Raw genomic sequence first — 17,123 nt, 5'->3', positions numbered from 1 at the left:
TAAAGTGCCCCCGGATTTGGGGAAGAGCCCGATTTTACTGGTGCCGTTGAGAGGAGTCGAACCTCCGACCTATTGATTACGAATCAATTGCTCTACCGACTGAGCTACAACGGCAAGTACGCGAAGTATAACCTCGAGACTAGGATTGATGCAACACCACACCCAAGGTCCAATCAGAGTTTTTTGAACTTGGCAGATAATTTATTGGCTGTTCGGGTTGAATGCCATAACCATTAACGATTAATGCATAATAGTAGGAAGGAAATAAACAATATCCATACAGAAAATCATTGCCTGGAAATCCATCTAGCAATTCTTTCCATGGTTTATGGCAAACTTCATTGTCAGCCTGCTCCAGAAGTCTTTGACTGGTAAATTGGTTATTTTCAAAATGAAAAGGTTTATCTTCTACCAAATTAGTCAAACCACCCATGGTATACCAAGCATTGACTGGGTTTTCAGCAATCACGGGTTTAACCATTTGCCCTACGTCATGAACGTTATTAATTAATTTGGAAACTCCTGTCTGACAGGAAGCTGCATCACCTTCTGCTAAAGAGCCATTCGGTAATTGATAATCATTGGAAAAACAACTGGGAGAATCAAGAAACTGATAAGCAAATACTGTTTGTCCTAATCCTAAGAAGCTGTGGACAAATAACTTGACATGCCGTCCATACACATCAACATCGATCAAATTGCTTTTATCAATATTGGTGGTATTCTCCACGGGGAAAGCCACTTGCACGGATGCTCCACCCATGTCCATCACACCAGCGAACGCCTTACTTTTATCCGTCAGCGCACCTAATTGATAATTCACTGCCAACCAGCCAAACAAGCCTTCTTCACTGCCAGTAATGGTTTTGGATTCCATTAATTGCCATTGCGGGTTATTAGCGAACCAATGACGTAATTTTTGATAATACATGGCTTGTTTGGGTTCAGAGAGCAATCTCATGCCCGCTGTGGCATAAAAATATACCGGAAGATTCTGCTGAGGCGCGTCAGTAAACAGCGCATTTAAATAATTGTTAATGGACTCCTGGTTGGCATCAAGCGTTGCAAAACCAGGTTTGATTTTCTTTGACCATACTTCATTGATGTCAACAGCACTATTCACTTCATTTAAATCATAAGCATAGATATGTAACCGAGAGCCTGTACTGCCTCCATCAACGATGGCAACACAATGATGTTGCTGACATGGCTGCTCTCGAAGACTATAAGCTTCTATGTTCCCAATGAACGTAAATAACAAAATCAGCAATGTAAACATGCGCACCATACAGCATCTCATTACAAAAAATTGTACAGATAGTACATTTTGCGCATTGTTTTGTCAATTACAGCATTAGATTCAACCCATGCGATTTAAGAATGGCAGACCATAAAACTCTAACAAGTATTTCCACACAATGCATGAAGATAATATCTAGAAGTCTCATCCTGATCCAGTCCAGACGACTATCTATTTTCTACAGGATTTAAGAATATCTAGCGCTTGCATAATACTACCCGAAAATGCGCACTGGCACATTTTCGGGCATATATGGCATCAAAGCAAACTCTTACGCACCAGAATCATCAAGACACTAATGCCTAAAAAATACAATGGCATAGGCAGAAGTGTTCCATTATGGAACAAAGCCATTCCAAACGTTAATAATGAGATAACGCAATAATAAAAAAAACCAAATAAGCTAGATGCCGTACCAATACACCATTTGTAATCGACCAATGCCAGGGCCAACGCATTACTGACTGTCATGCAACTGCCGAACATCATAATCATTTGTGCACCAACCGTCACGGCAACTAGCCATGTAACCGATGTATTAATTATTTGAGACATCAAAATAAATAAAGTAAATAAACCACTTCCCAAAAACATGATGGTAAGCCCATAACCAATGATGGTCTTTGCATCGTGGCGATCATGCAGTCTTTTGGACATAAGACCACCCGCAATGGTACTTGCCGCAATGGCAACAAAACTTAAACCATACTGACTGGGTGCGATCCCTAATAGCTTAATCAGGAAAAACGAACCCTCAGCAAAATAACTGAAATTGATGCCATTACATCCTGCAACGATCATCCCAAAGCCAATCACTTTTTTATTTTGTAATAAACTTAAAACCACACCCATCAAGGGGACAGGCTGGCGATTATGAGCATGATGCGTTTCTGGCAAATGCCATATCACCATAAAACACAAAAGCGTCCCCACGAGAATCAAACATAAAAAAATCGTAGGCCAACCAAAATGCTCTGCAATTAAACCGCCCACAACAGGCCCAATGGCTGGAAATACAGCCAGAGCGCTACTTACCGTCGCATATACTTTTCCCAAGGCTGGGCCTTGAAAAGCATCACGGCAAACGGCTTGTCCTAATACCGAACCGATGCTGCCACCAAATGCTTGAATAAAACGGCTGGCCAGTAATACCTCAATGGATTGAGCTTGATAGCAACCAACACATCCTGCGATAAACACCAAAAGCCCCATAACCATGCATGGCTTGCGACCATAATGATCAGACAGTTTTCCCCAAAAAAGCGTTCCAACAGCAAAGCCAAACAAATAAATAGTTAGCGTATATTCAACGTTTGCTTCGGAGACTTGCAAGGCATGAGCAATAGCAGGCAAAGCGGGTGTATAGACGGTTTCAGATAATTGAGGTAATCCAACAATGAATAAAATAAGCCAAATGGCCGGCGTGATAACCTGTGACATAAAAACCTCGACGTTTAAAATTTAAGCAAAAATCAACCGCTCTTTAACGCATTAAAGAGTTTGTCAATGATTATGCTTTTCAAACGACGACAATTCTTTTCACAGTCACCCTCATAAAGAAAAATTTCTAACAAAGGGGGATTTTAGCAAAAATCTCTTTACTAAGTAAGAGCCTAGGAATGGAAACAAAACGGCGGTGAGGCTCCACCTTTTTCAAATTTAATACTAATCATTCCACAATCTACGGTGTTAAAAACCGCAATGTGTTGCGCCTTATAAGCAGCCATTGCTTGGGTATGCGGAAAATGATAACGATTGTCAAACCCATAGGAAGCCATGGCATAACGAGGAGCAACCTGCTTTATAAACGATGGCGAAGAAGACGTTTTGCTGCCGTGGTGCGGAATTAAAAGCACCGTCGATGCCAGCTCCTGCCCATAGGTTTGCGTCAAATAACGTTCAGCCAATGTCTCAATATCTCCTGTCAATAAAAACTGACCTCCCGGCGCCCGCACTTGTAAAACGCACGAATGATTATTTTTCCCCTTTAAATCCTTTTTAATAGCGAAAAATCGAAACGATATTCCATCCCACACCCAACCAGGGTGATCATGACAAGAGCTGCCACGTCCATAATAAGAAGGATCGTCCACAATCAATTCAGTCCTACTGTATTTCTCTTCCAAAGACGGCAAACCACCGCGATGATCAAGATCAGGATGACTGATTACTATTTTATCCACTTGCTTAATCCCCAGAGTATCGAGATAAGGCATGATGGCAAGCTTACCCATGTCCGTGCCACGGTAAAATTTAACGCCAGTATCATAAATCAATGCATGATGGGCGGTACGGACCAATACCGACAATCCTTGTCCAACATCCAACACATCCATTCTGACTTCTTGCGCTTTAATGGTTTCATAAGCGGGAAACAGGCCGGCCATGATCAATATTAAAACGGCTGGAAATAAACGACTGTATGGGAAAAAGACCAGGATTATTATCACCGCCATGCATGCTAATGGTGAATACACTTTGGTAAAAGGTACATTCAGATTGACTACCGCAAATGCATCAATCCACTGCAAAAAATACAATAAGCCATGGATAGCAAAGTTAAGAAGCTCCACCAAACCTGGAAAAATTAACCATTGCCCCAGGACAAGGGTAAGCAAAGATAAGGGAATCACCACAAAACTCACCCAAGGGACGGCTACCAAATTGGCAATTAATCCATTGACTGCGCCATAGGAAAACCAAAATAGGGTCAAAGGCATCAATCCAAACAAACAGGCTGCTTGCATGACGACCATTTTTTTTAATCCCGTATAACTTAGGCGTTGATTTACGGATAATAAAATAGCCACCGCCAGAAAAGATAAATAAAATCCGGGCATCAACACGGAATGAGGTTCACACACCAGCACGGTAAACAATGAATATCGCCATGCCTGCCAGGCACTGAAACGCTGATTGCAAAGGTATCGTAACAACATAAAAAAACAGACAATCAATGCACGCTGTGCAGGAACCCCCATCCCCGCCAGTAAGGCATAAAGCAGTGCCATGAACAACGCCATAATACTCGCCGCTTTTTGTGCAGCAAAATAGATGCAAAGTCGACTACAACGACACCACAACCATCGGGTAAGCATATACATCATGCCCGCAACCAATCCAATATGCGCGCCAGAAATAACCATCAAATGAATGGTTCCGGTTCTCCGAAATAAATCCCATTCCCCTTTATCGATGTAATTGGTTACCCCTAAGGTCAATGCCTGTAAAACTCCCAATGTTTTCTCGTTTGAGTCAACTTGTGCAAGCAAAAGCGCTAAACGTTCACGTAACGCCAATAAAGGGTAAGCGTTATGTTGGATTGATAATGGGTGAAAAGAACCACGCTGCACAGAACCTGTCCAGCTAATATGGCGTGTGTTTAACCAGCCAAGATAATCAAATGCGCCGGGATTTCCAATGTTATGCGGTTTTTTCAGTTTGGCGGTCAATTGCCAATACTGGCCAGCATGTAACTCGGGACAATGATCATAGCACGTCAACAATAACATTGCCTTGACCGATTTGTTATTAAGACGCTCGGCATGAAATTGAAATTGTATTTTTGTCGTCGTACGCGTTGGAATGGAAGCAATATACCCTTGCAATAAGGCGTTTTTAATGATTTCCTCATTAGGCATGCCCCAATCAGCTATCCACCACTGGTGAATAGTTGCCCATCCAAAGGCTGCAAAAAACCAGATAACCAAGCTTGCTCGAGCTCGAGGTCTAAAAAAGAAAACGGCCAATAAAAATAGCAGCAGAAAAACATGTTTTGTATAAAAAAATGCTGTCCCTGCAAAAAAACAGAGAATTTCCATATGCATTCAGGTTGGACAAATCCTAGAGAAAACTTTACAGCAAATGTTGCCTAAGCTCAAATACCAATCTTAAAAATACTCAGATCCTGGGTCGCATTCCCTGATTGTCTGAGGCTTATGTCTTATAAAGCGGATAAAAATATAATAAGATTTGGTAGGTTATCTAAAATTCTCATCACATCAGATTAACTAGTTAAGCTTTGCAAATTGCTATGGATTTTATAAATGAAAAAAATGCACCTGACTCGAATCATATTAATTTTTTTTGCAACTTGTTTGGCGGCCGGTTTTCTGATTGTCAACTGGAAGCATGATGTCCATAAAAAAGAAACACCAGAATTTTTGGTTACGAATCCATGGGTAGAAAAGCTTACGATAGATAATGATTACGTAGCTCAAATTAAGTCCATTCAACACATTGAACTGCGTTCATTGGAGAAAGGTTATTTACAACGTATTTACGTAGATGAAGGTCAGTTTGTTAAAAAAGGTCAGAAAATGTTTCAAATTATGCCTCTCGTGTTACAGGCTGAATTTGAGAAAACCAAAGCTGAATATGAAATTACCCGCATTGAATATGAAAATACTCAACGCCTGGAATCCAAACAGGTAGTTTCTCCTAATGAATTAGCCTTATCCAAGGCAAGGTTAGATAAAGCACTGGCAAAAATGAAACTTGCCGAAATTCACTTGCAGTTTACGACCATCACAGCACCATTTGATGGCATAATAGATCGTTTTCGAGTGCGCTTGGGCAGCCTGGTTGAAGAAGGGCAACTTTTAACGACCATGTCAGACAACAGTCGAGTCTGGGTATATTTCAATGTTTCCGAAGTCGACTACCTTGATTTTATGACAAAACAAAATACCGATAAGAAATCCTCCCTTAAACTTATGCTGGCTAATGGCCAATATTTTAATCAAAAAGGTCAAATTGATACCGTTGAAGCCGATTTTAATAACGAAACCGGTAATATTGCATTCAGAGCCAGTTTCCCCAATCCAGAAAATCTATTACGGCATGGTCAAACAGGTACGATCATTCTAACTGCACGACTGGATAATGCGCTTGTCATCCCGCAAAAGGCAACTTTTGAAGTATTGGATAAAAAGTTTGTTTATGTCGTTGATGAAAAAAATAAGATTAGGTCACAAGAAATTGTCATTGCGCAAGAAGTTCCTCATTTATATGTCATTCAATCTGGTCTAAAAAAGATGACAAAATTCTTTTAGAAGGTTTAGGTAAAGTTCATTTGGGACAAAAAATAAAACTACGCTATCAAAATCCATCAAATGTAAAACACAGCTTAAATTTGCCGGTAAAATAATTATTAGGGATTATGAATGTTCAAACGCATTATTAGAAGACCAGTTCTTGCCATTGTCATATCCCTTTTGATTACATTTTTGGGGTTTCTTTCTATAAGAGCACTACCAGTATCACAATTCCCTAAAATAGCTCCTCCCCGAGTCATGATTGCTTTAGCTTATCCGGGCGCAAGTGCTGAGGTACTGATAAACTCAACGCTCATTCCCTTAGAACAGGCATTAAATGGTGTGCAGGGAATGCGATATTTGATTTCTGACGCAACCAGTGCAGGAGAAGCAACGATTCAAGTGATTTTTGACTTGGATACAGATCCAAATGATGCAGTGATAAGAGTAAAAACCAGGGTTGATCAAGCCATCAGTCAACTGCCCTCATTAGTACGGCTTGAAGGCATCATTATTCAACCTGTACAACCCAGTATGTTGATGTACGTAAATCTTTACAGCACAAACAAACATGATGATGAAAAATTTCTTTTTAATTATGCAAAAGTATATATCTTACCAGAGTTGAAACGAATCAATGGCGTTGGACAAGCAAGAATTTTAGGAAATCGTAATTATGCCATGCGCATCTGGCTAAATCCTGACAGAATGCGCGCCTACAATATTTCCACAGAAGAAGTGATGCAAGCCATCAGTGAGCAGAGTATTCTTGGCCGACCTGGCCAGATAGGCAAGAGCTCTGGAAAAAAAGCCCAGTCACTTGAATACGTACTCTCATACGAAGGTCGATTTGATGAGCCAGACGAGTATGAAAACATCATCATCCGAGCAAACGCTGATGGTGAAACGCTGTATTTAAAAAATATAGCTAAAATTGAATTAGATAGTGAATTTTATGATATCTATTCAACGGTTGATGGGCATCCATCTGCCGCTATACTTTTAAAACAAACATTTAACAGTAATGCAAATGAAGTCATTAAAGAAGTAAAAGAAAAATTAAAAGAATTAAGCCACAATTTTCCAGCTGGCATGCATTATAAAATCAGCTATGATGTCTCAAGTTTTTTAAAAGCCTCTATTGATAAAGTATTGCATACTATTTTTGAGGCTTTTATCCTTGTCACGCTTGTGGTATTTATTTTTCTTGGTGACTGGCGTTCAACTCTGATTCCAATTCTTGCTGTCCCTGTTTCGCTGATAGGCGCATTCATTATTATTCAATACAATGGACTAACCATTAACCTGATTACTTTATTTGCCTTAGTGCTTGCTATTGGTATCGTGGTTGATGACGCCATTGTTGTGGTTGAGGCCGTTCATGCAAAATTATCAGATGAATCGCTTTCCCCCTACGAAGCTGTAAAAAAAGTTCTAAGAGAAATTAGTGGTGCGGTCATTGCTATTACCCTTTTAATGGTCGCTGTTTTTGTTCCTATTGCTTTTATGACAGGGCCTGTTGGTGTTGTATTAAAACAATTTTCCATCACCATGGCATCCGCCATTATCCTTTCCGGTTTGGTTGCGTTGACACTGACTCCAGTATTGAGTGCCATAATTTTGAAAAAACACTCCAAGAATACCTCTCACCAAAAAATGCCAGTCGCCTATTTTCTTGAAAAATTTAATCAAGGCTTTGAAAAAATTTCTAACTACTATGTTAAGTTTTTAAAAATTACCATTCATCGAAGGCTAGTGACATGGGCTGCTCTGGCTCTATTTAGTGCAGGCATTTTTTTTATCATCAAATATATCCCTTCGGGTTTTATACCTAATGAAGATCAATCGATGATTTATGCGATCATCCGTACGCCTCCCGGTTCAACCCTGGAAAAAACATTTGATGTTGCTCAAAAACTTCAAAAACTCGCCATAGAGGTTGAAGGCATTGAGTCAGTTTCCTCCTTAGCAGGATTTGAGATATTAACCGAAGGAAGAGGGTCAAACGCAGGAACATGTTTTATTAATTTAGATCCCTGGAACAAACGTCATAAATCGGTGCATGAAATTATTGAGGAGTTGGAAGAAAAATCCAAAGAACTGGGGGCAATCATTGAGTATTTTGAGCCACCTGCGGTGCCAGGATATGGTGCTGCAGGTGGAGTAGCGTTTAGGCTTTTGGATAAAACCAATCTGACGGATTACCATAAATTTGATGTTCTGAATACAGAATTTATAAATCATTTAAGTCAGCGAAAAGAATTGACAGGATTGATTACTTTTTATGCCGCAAATTATCCACAATATAAAATTGAGTTAGATATAAAAAGAGCGATGCAAAAAAATGTTTCCATTGGAAAGGCCATGGAAAATTTAAATATATTAATTGGTAGTACCTATGAACAAGGATTTATTCGTTTCGGTCAATTTTATAAAGTATACGTGCAGTCAGCACCTGAGTTTAGAGATTTGCCTACGGATGTTTTAAAGTTTTATATAAAAAACAATAAGGATGAAATGGTTCCATATTCCGCTTTTATGACGCTGAAAAAAACGCAGGGACCAAATGAAATTACCCGTTTTAACTTGTACAACTCATCCGTTATTCGTGCAAAACCTGCATCAGGTTATACCACCGGCGATGCTATACAAGCGATCCGTGAAGTCGCTAAAGAAACGCTACCCAAGGGCTACGATATAGCATGGGAAGAGCTTTCCTACGACGAAGCTTCGCGCGGTAATGAATCCATTTATATTTTTTTCACGGTTCTTTTTTTCGTCTACCTTGTTTTATCAGCACAATATGAAAGTTTTATTATCCCTCTGGCTGTTTTGTTTTCCCTACCACCAGGCATTCTGGGCTCATTTCTTATGATAAAAGCAATGGGCGTTGCCAATGACGTGTATGCGCAAGTTGGCTTGATTATGCTGGTTGCACTCTTAGGCAAAAATGCGGTTTTAATCGTTGAATTTGCAAAACAAAAACAAGCCCAGGGAATGTCTGTATTAGACGCCGCGATTGAAGGAGCCAAAGTTCGTTTTCGACCTATCTTAATGACTTCTTTTGCTTTTATGGCTGGATTAATTCCTCTGGTGCTAGCAAGCGGTGCAGGCGCTGTTGCCAATCGTACTATTGGAGCCTCTGCATTGGGAGGCATGTTGTTTGGAACAATCTTTGGCGTACTGATAATTCCTGGGCTTTATTATATCTTTGGCTCGATTGCGGAGAATAAGAAACTGATTCAGGATGAATCGAGCAGACCGCTAACAGAAAGACGTGAAGATTATAAAAACGAGTAGGAAAAATCTTGATTAATCAACAACAAACCGTTTTAATATGGTGTATGTGCCTTTGTCTGCTATTACAGGCTTGTGTTCCATCACCACCTGTAAATCAGACACAAAATCCACTGATTACAGTACCAAAAACTTATCCTGAATATAGCCGCCAATCACCACGTTTGAGCGATTCGTCAAAAACACAACAAAGCAATAGTACAGCGGATAAAAACTGGCAAGATTTTTTTACTGATAAGCACTTAAATACACTGATTAAAACAGCGTTAGAGCATAATCAAGAATTAAAAATTTTAGAGCAAGAAATTCAAATTGCTAATAATGACATTATAGCTCGCCAAGGAAAATATTATCCAAAACTCCGTGGAGGATTTAGCTACCAGGTTGAAAAATTTGGGGAATTTACCAGCGAGGGGGCAGGCGATGCGGCCACAGAGTTTCTACCTGTTCCAACAGTACCCACAGTTTTACATAATCATCAAGCAGGTTTACTCACCACATGGGAAATAGATATTTGGAAAAAACTTCGCAATGCAACCCGTTCAGCTTACTATCGTTATCTAGCTTCCATTGAAGTTAAAAAATTTATGGTGACGCATCTGGTTGCAGAAATTGCTACCACTTATTATGAGTTAATTGCATTGGATAATCAGCTTCAAATTGTAACGCAGTTTATACATACGTTGAAACGCGCGCAGGAAGTGGCGAACATCCAGAAAAGTTCAGCAAGAACCACCTCCCTGGCAGTAAAAAGATTTGAGGCAGAAGTTTTTAAAAATCAAAGCCGAATTTATAAAATAAAACAAGAAATCATCATTCATGAAAATAAATTAAATGCGCTGGTTGGACGGTTTCCACAACAAGTAACCAGAAGTCCAAAACAACTGGATGAATTGATTCCCAAGGAATTCAAAACAGGCGTCCCTTTTAGATTGCTTGAAAATCGTCCCGATGTAAAACGCTCCTCGCTTGAACTTATGGCAAGCAAAATCGATATAGAAGTTGCCAAAGCCCGTTTTCTTCCTTCTTTAGGCATAGAAGCAGGAACAGGTTATGAAGCATTTTCAGGTCAATATTTCATTACCCCAGAATCCATATTTTATAATATGGCTGCAAATGTAACCTTACCTCTTTTAAATCGCCAGGCGATTAAAGCGGCTTACTTTACTGCTAACAATAAACAAATCCAATCTATTTATAACTATAACCTGACTGTTTTAAATGCTTATAAAGAAGTGGCAAATCAGCTTGCTACCATTAATAATTTAAATAAAACCTATCAATTGCGCTTAAAGCAAGTCAAGGTGCTTACGGAGTCCGTAGATATTGCAAATATGCTTTTTCAGGCAGCAAGAGTCGACTATCTAGAATCATTATTGACCCAAAGAGACTTACTTGAAGCACAAATAGAGCTGGTAGAAATTAAAAGAGATCAATTTACCGCTTACATTGCACTCTATAAAGCTTTAGGTGGAGGATGGCGTGATAATGCCAGAGTAAACTGCTGAGAGGGTTACGGCTGAATGTTGTGTACAGCCATGGATTCTTACGTGCCATAATCGATGCAAATTGCTAGGATTTTCTCTGGTAAAAATCACTGGGTTGCCATAGGATATATGGACAATGGTAAAAAGGACCTTAGCCATGATTATTGCGGCAATGCATGAAGGCGGTAATGAAACCCGGGTTGCCATCACACCGGCTGCGGTGAAACGTTATACCAAACTTGGTTTTGAAATCCTCTGTGAACACAATGCCGGCAAGGCATCTGGCTTCAATGATAAGGAATATGAAGCAGCCGGTGCGGAAATGGTCAAGGATAAAAATATTCTCCTGCAACATGCGACCATTCTTTTATGCGTGAATGAACCTTCTCCACAAGAATTAAAAGGTTTGGCGCCCGAATCATTATTGATAGCACCGATTGATGGGGACGCGCAAAGTGCCCTCATTATCTGGTGTTTAAAACAGCGCATCAGCGTGTTTTCCATGAATCATATCCCCCGCATTAGTCGCGCCCAAAGCATGGATAGCTTGTCATCGCAGGCTAATTTGGCTGGATATCGCGCCGTATTGGAAGGCGCCACGCATTTTAATCGCGCCCTGCCTATGATGATGACGGCGGCCGGCATGATTCAACCGGCTAAAGTGTTAGTTTTAGGGGCCGGCGTGGCGGGCTTGCAAGCGATTGCGACGGCAAAACGTCTGGGGGCTGTGGTCTATGCATTTGACGTTAGGACAGCCGTAAAAGAACAAGTTGAAAGCCTGGGGGCTGAATTCATCGAAGTCAGCCAGGCGCAGGACGCTGAAACCTCTGCGGGTTACGCAGGTGAAGTCAGTGATGAATATCGGCATCTGCAAGCACAACTCATCGACCAATACGCACGCCTTGCCGACATCATCATTTGCACAGCCCTTATCCCAGGTAAAAAAGCACCTGTTTTGCTGAAAGCAGAAACAGTGGAACGTATGAAACCAGGCTCTGTCATCGTCGATTTGGCCACTTCGCGTGGGGGCAACTGTGAGCTTAGTGAGCGCGATGCAATCATCCGCCACAACAGCATAACCATCGTCGGTTACAGTAATATGGCAGGTCTCATACCCGCCACAGCCAGTGAATTATACGCAAACAATTTGGTGCATTTAGTGCAAACGTTTACCGCCCCTGACTCTGCCCTTTCTTTTAATGAAGAGGATGAAATCATCCGCCAAGGCCTGTTATGCCATGATGGGCAATACCTTCCTTTTCACTTCGTCAAGGAGCACTAGCATGACTTCTATCAATACGCTCGCCAATCCCTATATTGCCATTATTACTATTTTTATGTTGGCCTGTTTTGTTGGTTATTACGTGGTCTGGAAAGTGACTCCTGCGTTGCACACGCCATTGATGTCGGTCACCAACGCCATATCCAGCATCATCATTCTTGGGGCCTTAATCGCTACTGGCAGTCACAGGTTGGGTCATTTAACCATGCTCGGCGGTATTGCGATTTTTATAACGGCCATCAACATTTTCGGTGGCTTCGTGGTCACTCATCGCATGTTACGCATGTATAAAAAATAACCGCAAGGTGCCGCTACCATGACAACGCTTATTTCATTTCTTTATTTACTCGCTGCCATCTGTTTTATATTGGCACTTAAAGGATTAGCCAGCCCTGCCACGGCAAGACGGGGCAATTGGTTAGGCATTTTTGGCATGATCATTGCCGTTGGCTCAACGATGATGATGCCTTTTATCCATCATCATCTCCTGTTGCTGGCGCTAATCCTTGCTGGCGGTGGTGTTGGTACCCTCATCGCATTAAAAATCAATATGACCGCCATCCCTCAACTGGTTGCCGGCTTCCATTCATTGGTTGGCATGGCTGCGGTATTGGTGGCATTTTGTGCCTTTTTAACGCCGAATTCTTTTGGCATTGGCGTACCCGGCGCAATTGCCCTCACCAGTCTGCTTGAAATGAGTCTCGGTTTAATCATTGGGGCGATTACCTTTTCCGGCTCTGTCATTGCATTTTTAAAACTGCAAGGATTGTTGTCTGGTAAACCGCTGCGTTTCAGTGGACACGCCCTGGTGAATTTACTCATTGCTTTAGTCATACTGGCTGTATTGGTTCTTTTTATGATGACCCAATCCTTGCATATATTTGTAGGGCTTGCATTGCTGTCTTTTCTCATTGGCGTGCTGTTAATTGTCCCCATTGGCGGAGCGGACATGCCCGTTGTGATTTCCATGTTAAACTCATACTCAGGCTGGGCTGCAGCTGGCATTGGCTTTACCTTGAGCAATCATTTGCTTGTTATTACCGGAGCATTGGTTGGCGCAAGCGGGGCTATTTTAAGTTACATCATGTGTGTGGGCATGAACCGCTCCATCATTAACGTTATTTTTGGAGGATTGCAAAGCCACAGCCATACTGCTCAAACCAGCCAAGGAGAAGCCTTGCAAGTCCGCCAGGCCAATGGTGAAGATGCGGCTTTTCTCTTAAATCAAGCCAAAGATGTTATTATTGTTCCCGGCTATGGGATGGCCGTTGCCCGGGCACAACATGCGGTTAAAGACTTGGTGGAAGCCTTGGAAGCCCGTGAGATCAAAGTACGGTTTGCTATTCATCCCGTCGCTGGTCGCATGCCTGGACATATGAATGTATTATTGGCTGAAGCCAATATTCCTTATGATCGGGTTTTTGAGCAAAGCGAAATTAACCGCGATTTTACTACTGCCGATATTGCTCTGGTGGTTGGCGCCAATGACATCACCAACCCCGCCGCCAAAACCAACCCAAGCTCTCCCATTTATGGCATGCCAGTCCTGGATGTGGAACACGCTAAAACGGTTTTGTTTGTTAAACGCAGCCTTTCGCCAGGCTATGCTGGCGTTGAAAATGATTTATTTCATCGTGACAACACTTACATGCTATTTGGTGATGCCAAGGACATGATCGAGTCCATTACCAAATCCATTGAAGAACTATGAGACAAGATCATCTCATTTTGAGTTCTCATATTAAGCAAATTATCGTCATAAGCAAATGATCGTCATCCTGAGCGAAGCGAAGGATCTCCTTGCCTAAACATCAGGATTATCTACAGAGACTTCGCTTCGCGCAGGATGACACCGTTTGCAAGAGATCTAATGTTTTTTTATTTGCCATAGATGCAATTGAGCGGTATCTTAGTGCGTTATATGATCATTAAGGAGAGAGATATGATTCGTAAAATGAGTACTATGATGCTTTGTATGGCTATGTTGTTTATAGCTAATACATCCTTTGCAACCACCGTCCATCCCCTTGTGCAAGGCGTCTCGGTCGACTATGATTTGCCTCCTCAAAATCCGCAAATATTCAGCAATGTTTTTTTCTGGACCGTCAAAGCCAGCTGCACCATCATCACGGAAATGCCTGAAAGCGCTATTGTCATCAAGGCATTGAGTAAAACCGGTTCCGTCAATGATATGCATTTATCAGCCGGGCAAACGGTAAGCATCGCCGTCAGAAATGGCGATAAGTTCACGATTTCTGCTGCCTCAGGAGCCAAAGTCGAACTAACCAATCAAGGTGAGAAAAACATCGTCGCCAGATGCACAACCGTCTAATTGTCTTGAATGAGTATAAAAAAAATTAGAACCTGTCTTCACAGTCGCTAGGCTGAGATAAGATGTGCTGGTTTTAGAGGACCGTTGCGCAGCATACATAGAAGTATGTGAGCAACGGACCGCAGAAAATCGGCGCATTTTAGCCAGCATAGTAGACTGTGAAGACAGGTTCTTAATGTTCCCGTGTTGCAGAAAACTGTACTTTAGGATAACGCTCTTCTGCCATGGAGAGATTCACTCGGGTAGGTGCTAAATACGTCAGAGTATCACTACCGTCTAAGGCCAAATGATCAAACGCTTTTGTGCGAAATTCAGTCATTGCTTTTTCGTCTTCGGAATGAACCCAGCGAGCGCAGGAAATACTAACCGCCTCATAAATACAATCCACTTTATATTCATGTTTCAAGCGGTGAGCAACCACATCAAATTGTAACGTTCCTACCGCACCAAGAATCAAATGATTGCTGTTCAAAGGACGGAACACTTGTGTAGCCCCCTCTTCCGACAATTCAATCAACCCTTTTATTAATGCCTTGCTTTTCAAAGGATCCGTTAGGCGAACCAGACGAAACAACTCGGGTGCAAAATTAGGAATGCCGGTGAATTTCAATAATTCTCCCTGAGTAAACGTATCCCCTATACGAATCGTGCCATGATTATGCAGACCAATGATGTCGCCTGCCATTGCAATCTCCGTATGACTGCGATCGCCTGCCATAAACGTCAAGGCATTGGCAATTTGTACTTCTTTTCCCAGACGCAAGTGATTGAGTTTCATGCCTTTTTTATACGCCCCCGAACAAATACGCAGGAAAGCAATGCGGTCACGATGTTTGGGATCCATATTCGCCTGAATTTTGAATACAAATCCTGAAAAAGTCAGCTCTTCTGGTGAAACAAGCCGCTCTTGCGTTGCTCTTGGCATTGGCGCCGGAGCGTATTGGGCGAAATCGTCCAATAATTCCTTAATGCCAAAATTATTAATGGCCGAACCGAAATAAACCGGAGTCATTTTCCCTGCCAAATAAGCGTTTAGATCAAACGCGTGCGAGGCTCCTTGCACCAACTCGATTTCATCACGCAATTCCTGGGCGCTGTCACCCAGTAACTCATCCAACTGCGGATTATTCAAGCCTTTAATCGCCAGAGCATCCTGCTTTTGCGCATTTTTGCCCGGCTGATATAAATACACTGTATCCTGATGCAGATGATAAATGCCTTTAAAGCGTTTCCCCATACCAACAGGCCAAGTCACTGGCGCACATTGAATTCCTAACACGGTTTCTACTTCATCCAATAATTCAATAGGCTCTCGCCCTTCCCTATCCAGTTTATTGATGAAGGTCATGATGGGGGTGTCACGTAATCGGCATACTTCCATCAATTTAACTGTACGCTCTTCCACCCCTTTGGCAACGTCAATCACCATTAAGGCAGAATCCACCGCCGTCAAGGTACGATAGGTATCCTCGGAAAAATCCTCATGCCCTGGCGTGTCGAGCAAGTTCATCACATGATCATGATGGATAAATTGCATGACGGATGTGGTGATTGAAATACCTCGCTCTTTTTCCATTTCCATCCAGTCTGATGTCGCATGGCGTGAGGCTTTGCGGCCTTTCACCGTACCGGCAAGCTGAATTGCACCGCCGAACAATAGCAATTTTTCCGTCACGGTGGTTTTACCGGCATCGGGGTGAGAAATAATCGCAAACGTTCGACGTTTGCTAAAGTCTTGATAAATATCGGACATGAAGACCCTATAAATAAATGAGGCTTGTGCTTTTTAAAAAGCACTTATCCTAAAAAATAATTTAAATAAACAATTTATCCAACCAGCATTGCAGACAAAAATTATACGTTGATTGTATATTTTTATGGGCAAAGCCTGTCATTCCCGCGCAGGCGGGAATCCATCTTCCAAAATAAAACAACGCTTTCTGTAATAGATTCCCGCCTACGCGGGAATGACAAAAACACGACAAAATTAGCATACAAAAGCACACTGCATACCCAAACTGATATTCTCTTGCCCTAATCCGCATCACCGTATTTTTAGACAGTTATTTAAAAAAATACAACTAAAAATACTCCGCTGAAAAAAATTTTCAATAAACAAGATGCTCTTAACAATTCGTTAATGTTGTTTCGTTACACTGAAATTAATGAAATTAAACGAAATGATTAAGTATCAATCATGCGGAAAATTCATTGGACATTATATCAAACTTTGATTGCTTCTGTATTAACTGACATTTATCATTCATTTTGTTTATATAGTATATAATTTGACTATATTAAATACAAACAACATCCATGAGGTGTGTTATGGTAACTAACGAAACTATTCAAAGACTACTTGATGATCAGAAAGCCCATCTACAAGACT

The 17,123-nt window shown here is 41.4% G+C and carries 11 protein-coding genes and 1 tRNA gene; 7 read left to right on the top strand and 5 right to left on the bottom strand.

What is annotated here, in order from left to right:
- Positions 1–38: 38 nt before the first annotated feature.
- The 4 genes from LOA_RS05695 to LOA_RS05680 form a co-directional block, all read right to left on the bottom strand.
- A tRNA-Thr gene (locus tag LOA_RS05695) sits at positions 39–114 on the bottom strand.
- Between the two features lie 25 nt (positions 115–139).
- Positions 140–1,288 carry an acetate and sugar kinases/Hsc70/actin family protein gene (locus LOA_RS05690; protein ID WP_237758006.1) on the bottom strand — a complete coding sequence of 383 codons (1,149 nt, stop codon included), beginning with the start codon at positions 1,286–1,288 and terminating at the stop codon, positions 140–142.
- A 270-nt stretch (positions 1,289–1,558) separates the two neighbouring features.
- Complete coding sequence (locus LOA_RS05685; RefSeq protein ID WP_025385509.1) at positions 1,559–2,740, bottom strand: multidrug effflux MFS transporter; 1,182 nt, start codon at positions 2,738–2,740, stop codon at positions 1,559–1,561.
- Between the two features lie 173 nt (positions 2,741–2,913).
- The gene (locus LOA_RS05680) at positions 2,914–5,121 is read right to left on the bottom strand and encodes a DNA internalization-related competence protein ComEC/Rec2 (RefSeq protein ID WP_025385508.1); all 2,208 of its coding nucleotides are present in this window, start codon (positions 5,119–5,121) and stop codon (positions 2,914–2,916) included.
- Between the two features lie 225 nt (positions 5,122–5,346).
- Here LOA_RS05680 and LOA_RS05675 point away from each other — a divergent pair, with 225 nt between their 5' ends.
- The 7 genes from LOA_RS05675 (at position 5,347) to LOA_RS05645 (ending at position 14,734) form a co-directional block, all read left to right on the top strand.
- Positions 5,347–6,354: an efflux RND transporter periplasmic adaptor subunit gene (locus LOA_RS05675; RefSeq protein WP_202961897.1), complete on the top strand. Its 1,008-nt coding sequence runs from the start codon at positions 5,347–5,349 to the stop codon at positions 6,352–6,354.
- A gap of 111 nt (positions 6,355–6,465) precedes the next feature.
- The gene (locus LOA_RS05670; protein WP_025385507.1) at positions 6,466–9,636 is read left to right on the top strand and encodes an efflux RND transporter permease subunit; all 3,171 of its coding nucleotides are present in this window, start codon (positions 6,466–6,468) and stop codon (positions 9,634–9,636) included.
- An 8-nt stretch (positions 9,637–9,644) separates the two neighbouring features.
- Complete coding sequence (locus LOA_RS05665; RefSeq protein WP_118996630.1) at positions 9,645–11,141, top strand: TolC family protein; 1,497 nt, start codon at positions 9,645–9,647, stop codon at positions 11,139–11,141.
- Positions 11,142–11,277: 136 nt separating this feature from the next.
- Positions 11,278–12,402 (top strand): Re/Si-specific NAD(P)(+) transhydrogenase subunit alpha, encoded by a 1,125-nt coding sequence (locus LOA_RS05660; RefSeq protein ID WP_025385505.1) that lies wholly within the window; start codon positions 11,278–11,280, stop codon positions 12,400–12,402.
- A gap of 1 nt (position 12,403) precedes the next feature.
- On the top strand, positions 12,404–12,700 hold the full coding sequence (locus LOA_RS05655) for a proton-translocating transhydrogenase family protein (protein ID WP_025385504.1): 297 nt from the start codon (positions 12,404–12,406) through the stop codon (positions 12,698–12,700).
- Positions 12,701–12,718: 18 nt separating this feature from the next.
- On the top strand, positions 12,719–14,113 hold the full coding sequence (locus LOA_RS05650; protein ID WP_025385503.1) for an NAD(P)(+) transhydrogenase (Re/Si-specific) subunit beta: 1,395 nt from the start codon (positions 12,719–12,721) through the stop codon (positions 14,111–14,113).
- A 231-nt stretch (positions 14,114–14,344) separates the two neighbouring features.
- Positions 14,345–14,734 (top strand): hypothetical protein, encoded by a 390-nt coding sequence (locus tag LOA_RS05645; protein WP_025385502.1) that lies wholly within the window; start codon positions 14,345–14,347, stop codon positions 14,732–14,734.
- Positions 14,735–14,906: 172 nt separating this feature from the next.
- Here the strand turns inward: LOA_RS05645 and LOA_RS05640 are convergent, their stop codons facing one another.
- On the bottom strand, positions 14,907–16,487 hold the full coding sequence (locus tag LOA_RS05640) for a peptide chain release factor 3 (RefSeq protein ID WP_025385501.1): 1,581 nt from the start codon (positions 16,485–16,487) through the stop codon (positions 14,907–14,909).
- Positions 16,488–17,123: the final 636 nt, after the last annotated feature.

The sequence above is a fragment of the Legionella oakridgensis ATCC 33761 = DSM 21215 genome, assembly GCF_000512355.1.
Classification (GTDB): Bacteria; Pseudomonadota; Gammaproteobacteria; order Legionellales; family Legionellaceae; genus Legionella_A; species Legionella_A oakridgensis.
This window is presented reverse-complemented; position numbering and strand designations above follow the sequence as displayed.

What these genes read in the sequence shown, in the direction of transcription:
- LOA_RS05660 (WP_025385505.1), top strand. Translation starts at nt 11,278, where the DNA reads ATGATTATTGCGGCAATGCATGAAGGCGGTAATGAAACCCGGGTTGCC.
- LOA_RS05680 (WP_025385508.1), bottom strand. Translation starts at nt 5,121, where the DNA reads ATGGAAATTCTCTGTTTTTTTGCAGGGACAGCATTTTTTTATACAAAA.
- LOA_RS05650 (WP_025385503.1), top strand. Translation starts at nt 12,719, where the DNA reads ATGACAACGCTTATTTCATTTCTTTATTTACTCGCTGCCATCTGTTTT.
- LOA_RS05670 (WP_025385507.1), top strand. Translation starts at nt 6,466, where the DNA reads ATGTTCAAACGCATTATTAGAAGACCAGTTCTTGCCATTGTCATATCC.
- LOA_RS05655 (WP_025385504.1), top strand. Translation starts at nt 12,404, where the DNA reads ATGACTTCTATCAATACGCTCGCCAATCCCTATATTGCCATTATTACT.
- LOA_RS05685 (WP_025385509.1), bottom strand. Translation starts at nt 2,740, where the DNA reads ATGTCACAGGTTATCACGCCGGCCATTTGGCTTATTTTATTCATTGTT.
- LOA_RS05640 (WP_025385501.1), bottom strand. Translation starts at nt 16,487, where the DNA reads ATGTCCGATATTTATCAAGACTTTAGCAAACGTCGAACGTTTGCGATT.
- LOA_RS05675 (WP_202961897.1), top strand. Translation starts at nt 5,347, where the DNA reads ATGAAAAAAATGCACCTGACTCGAATCATATTAATTTTTTTTGCAACT.
- LOA_RS05690 (WP_237758006.1), bottom strand. Translation starts at nt 1,288, where the DNA reads ATGGTGCGCATGTTTACATTGCTGATTTTGTTATTTACGTTCATTGGG.
- LOA_RS05645 (WP_025385502.1), top strand. Translation starts at nt 14,345, where the DNA reads ATGATTCGTAAAATGAGTACTATGATGCTTTGTATGGCTATGTTGTTT.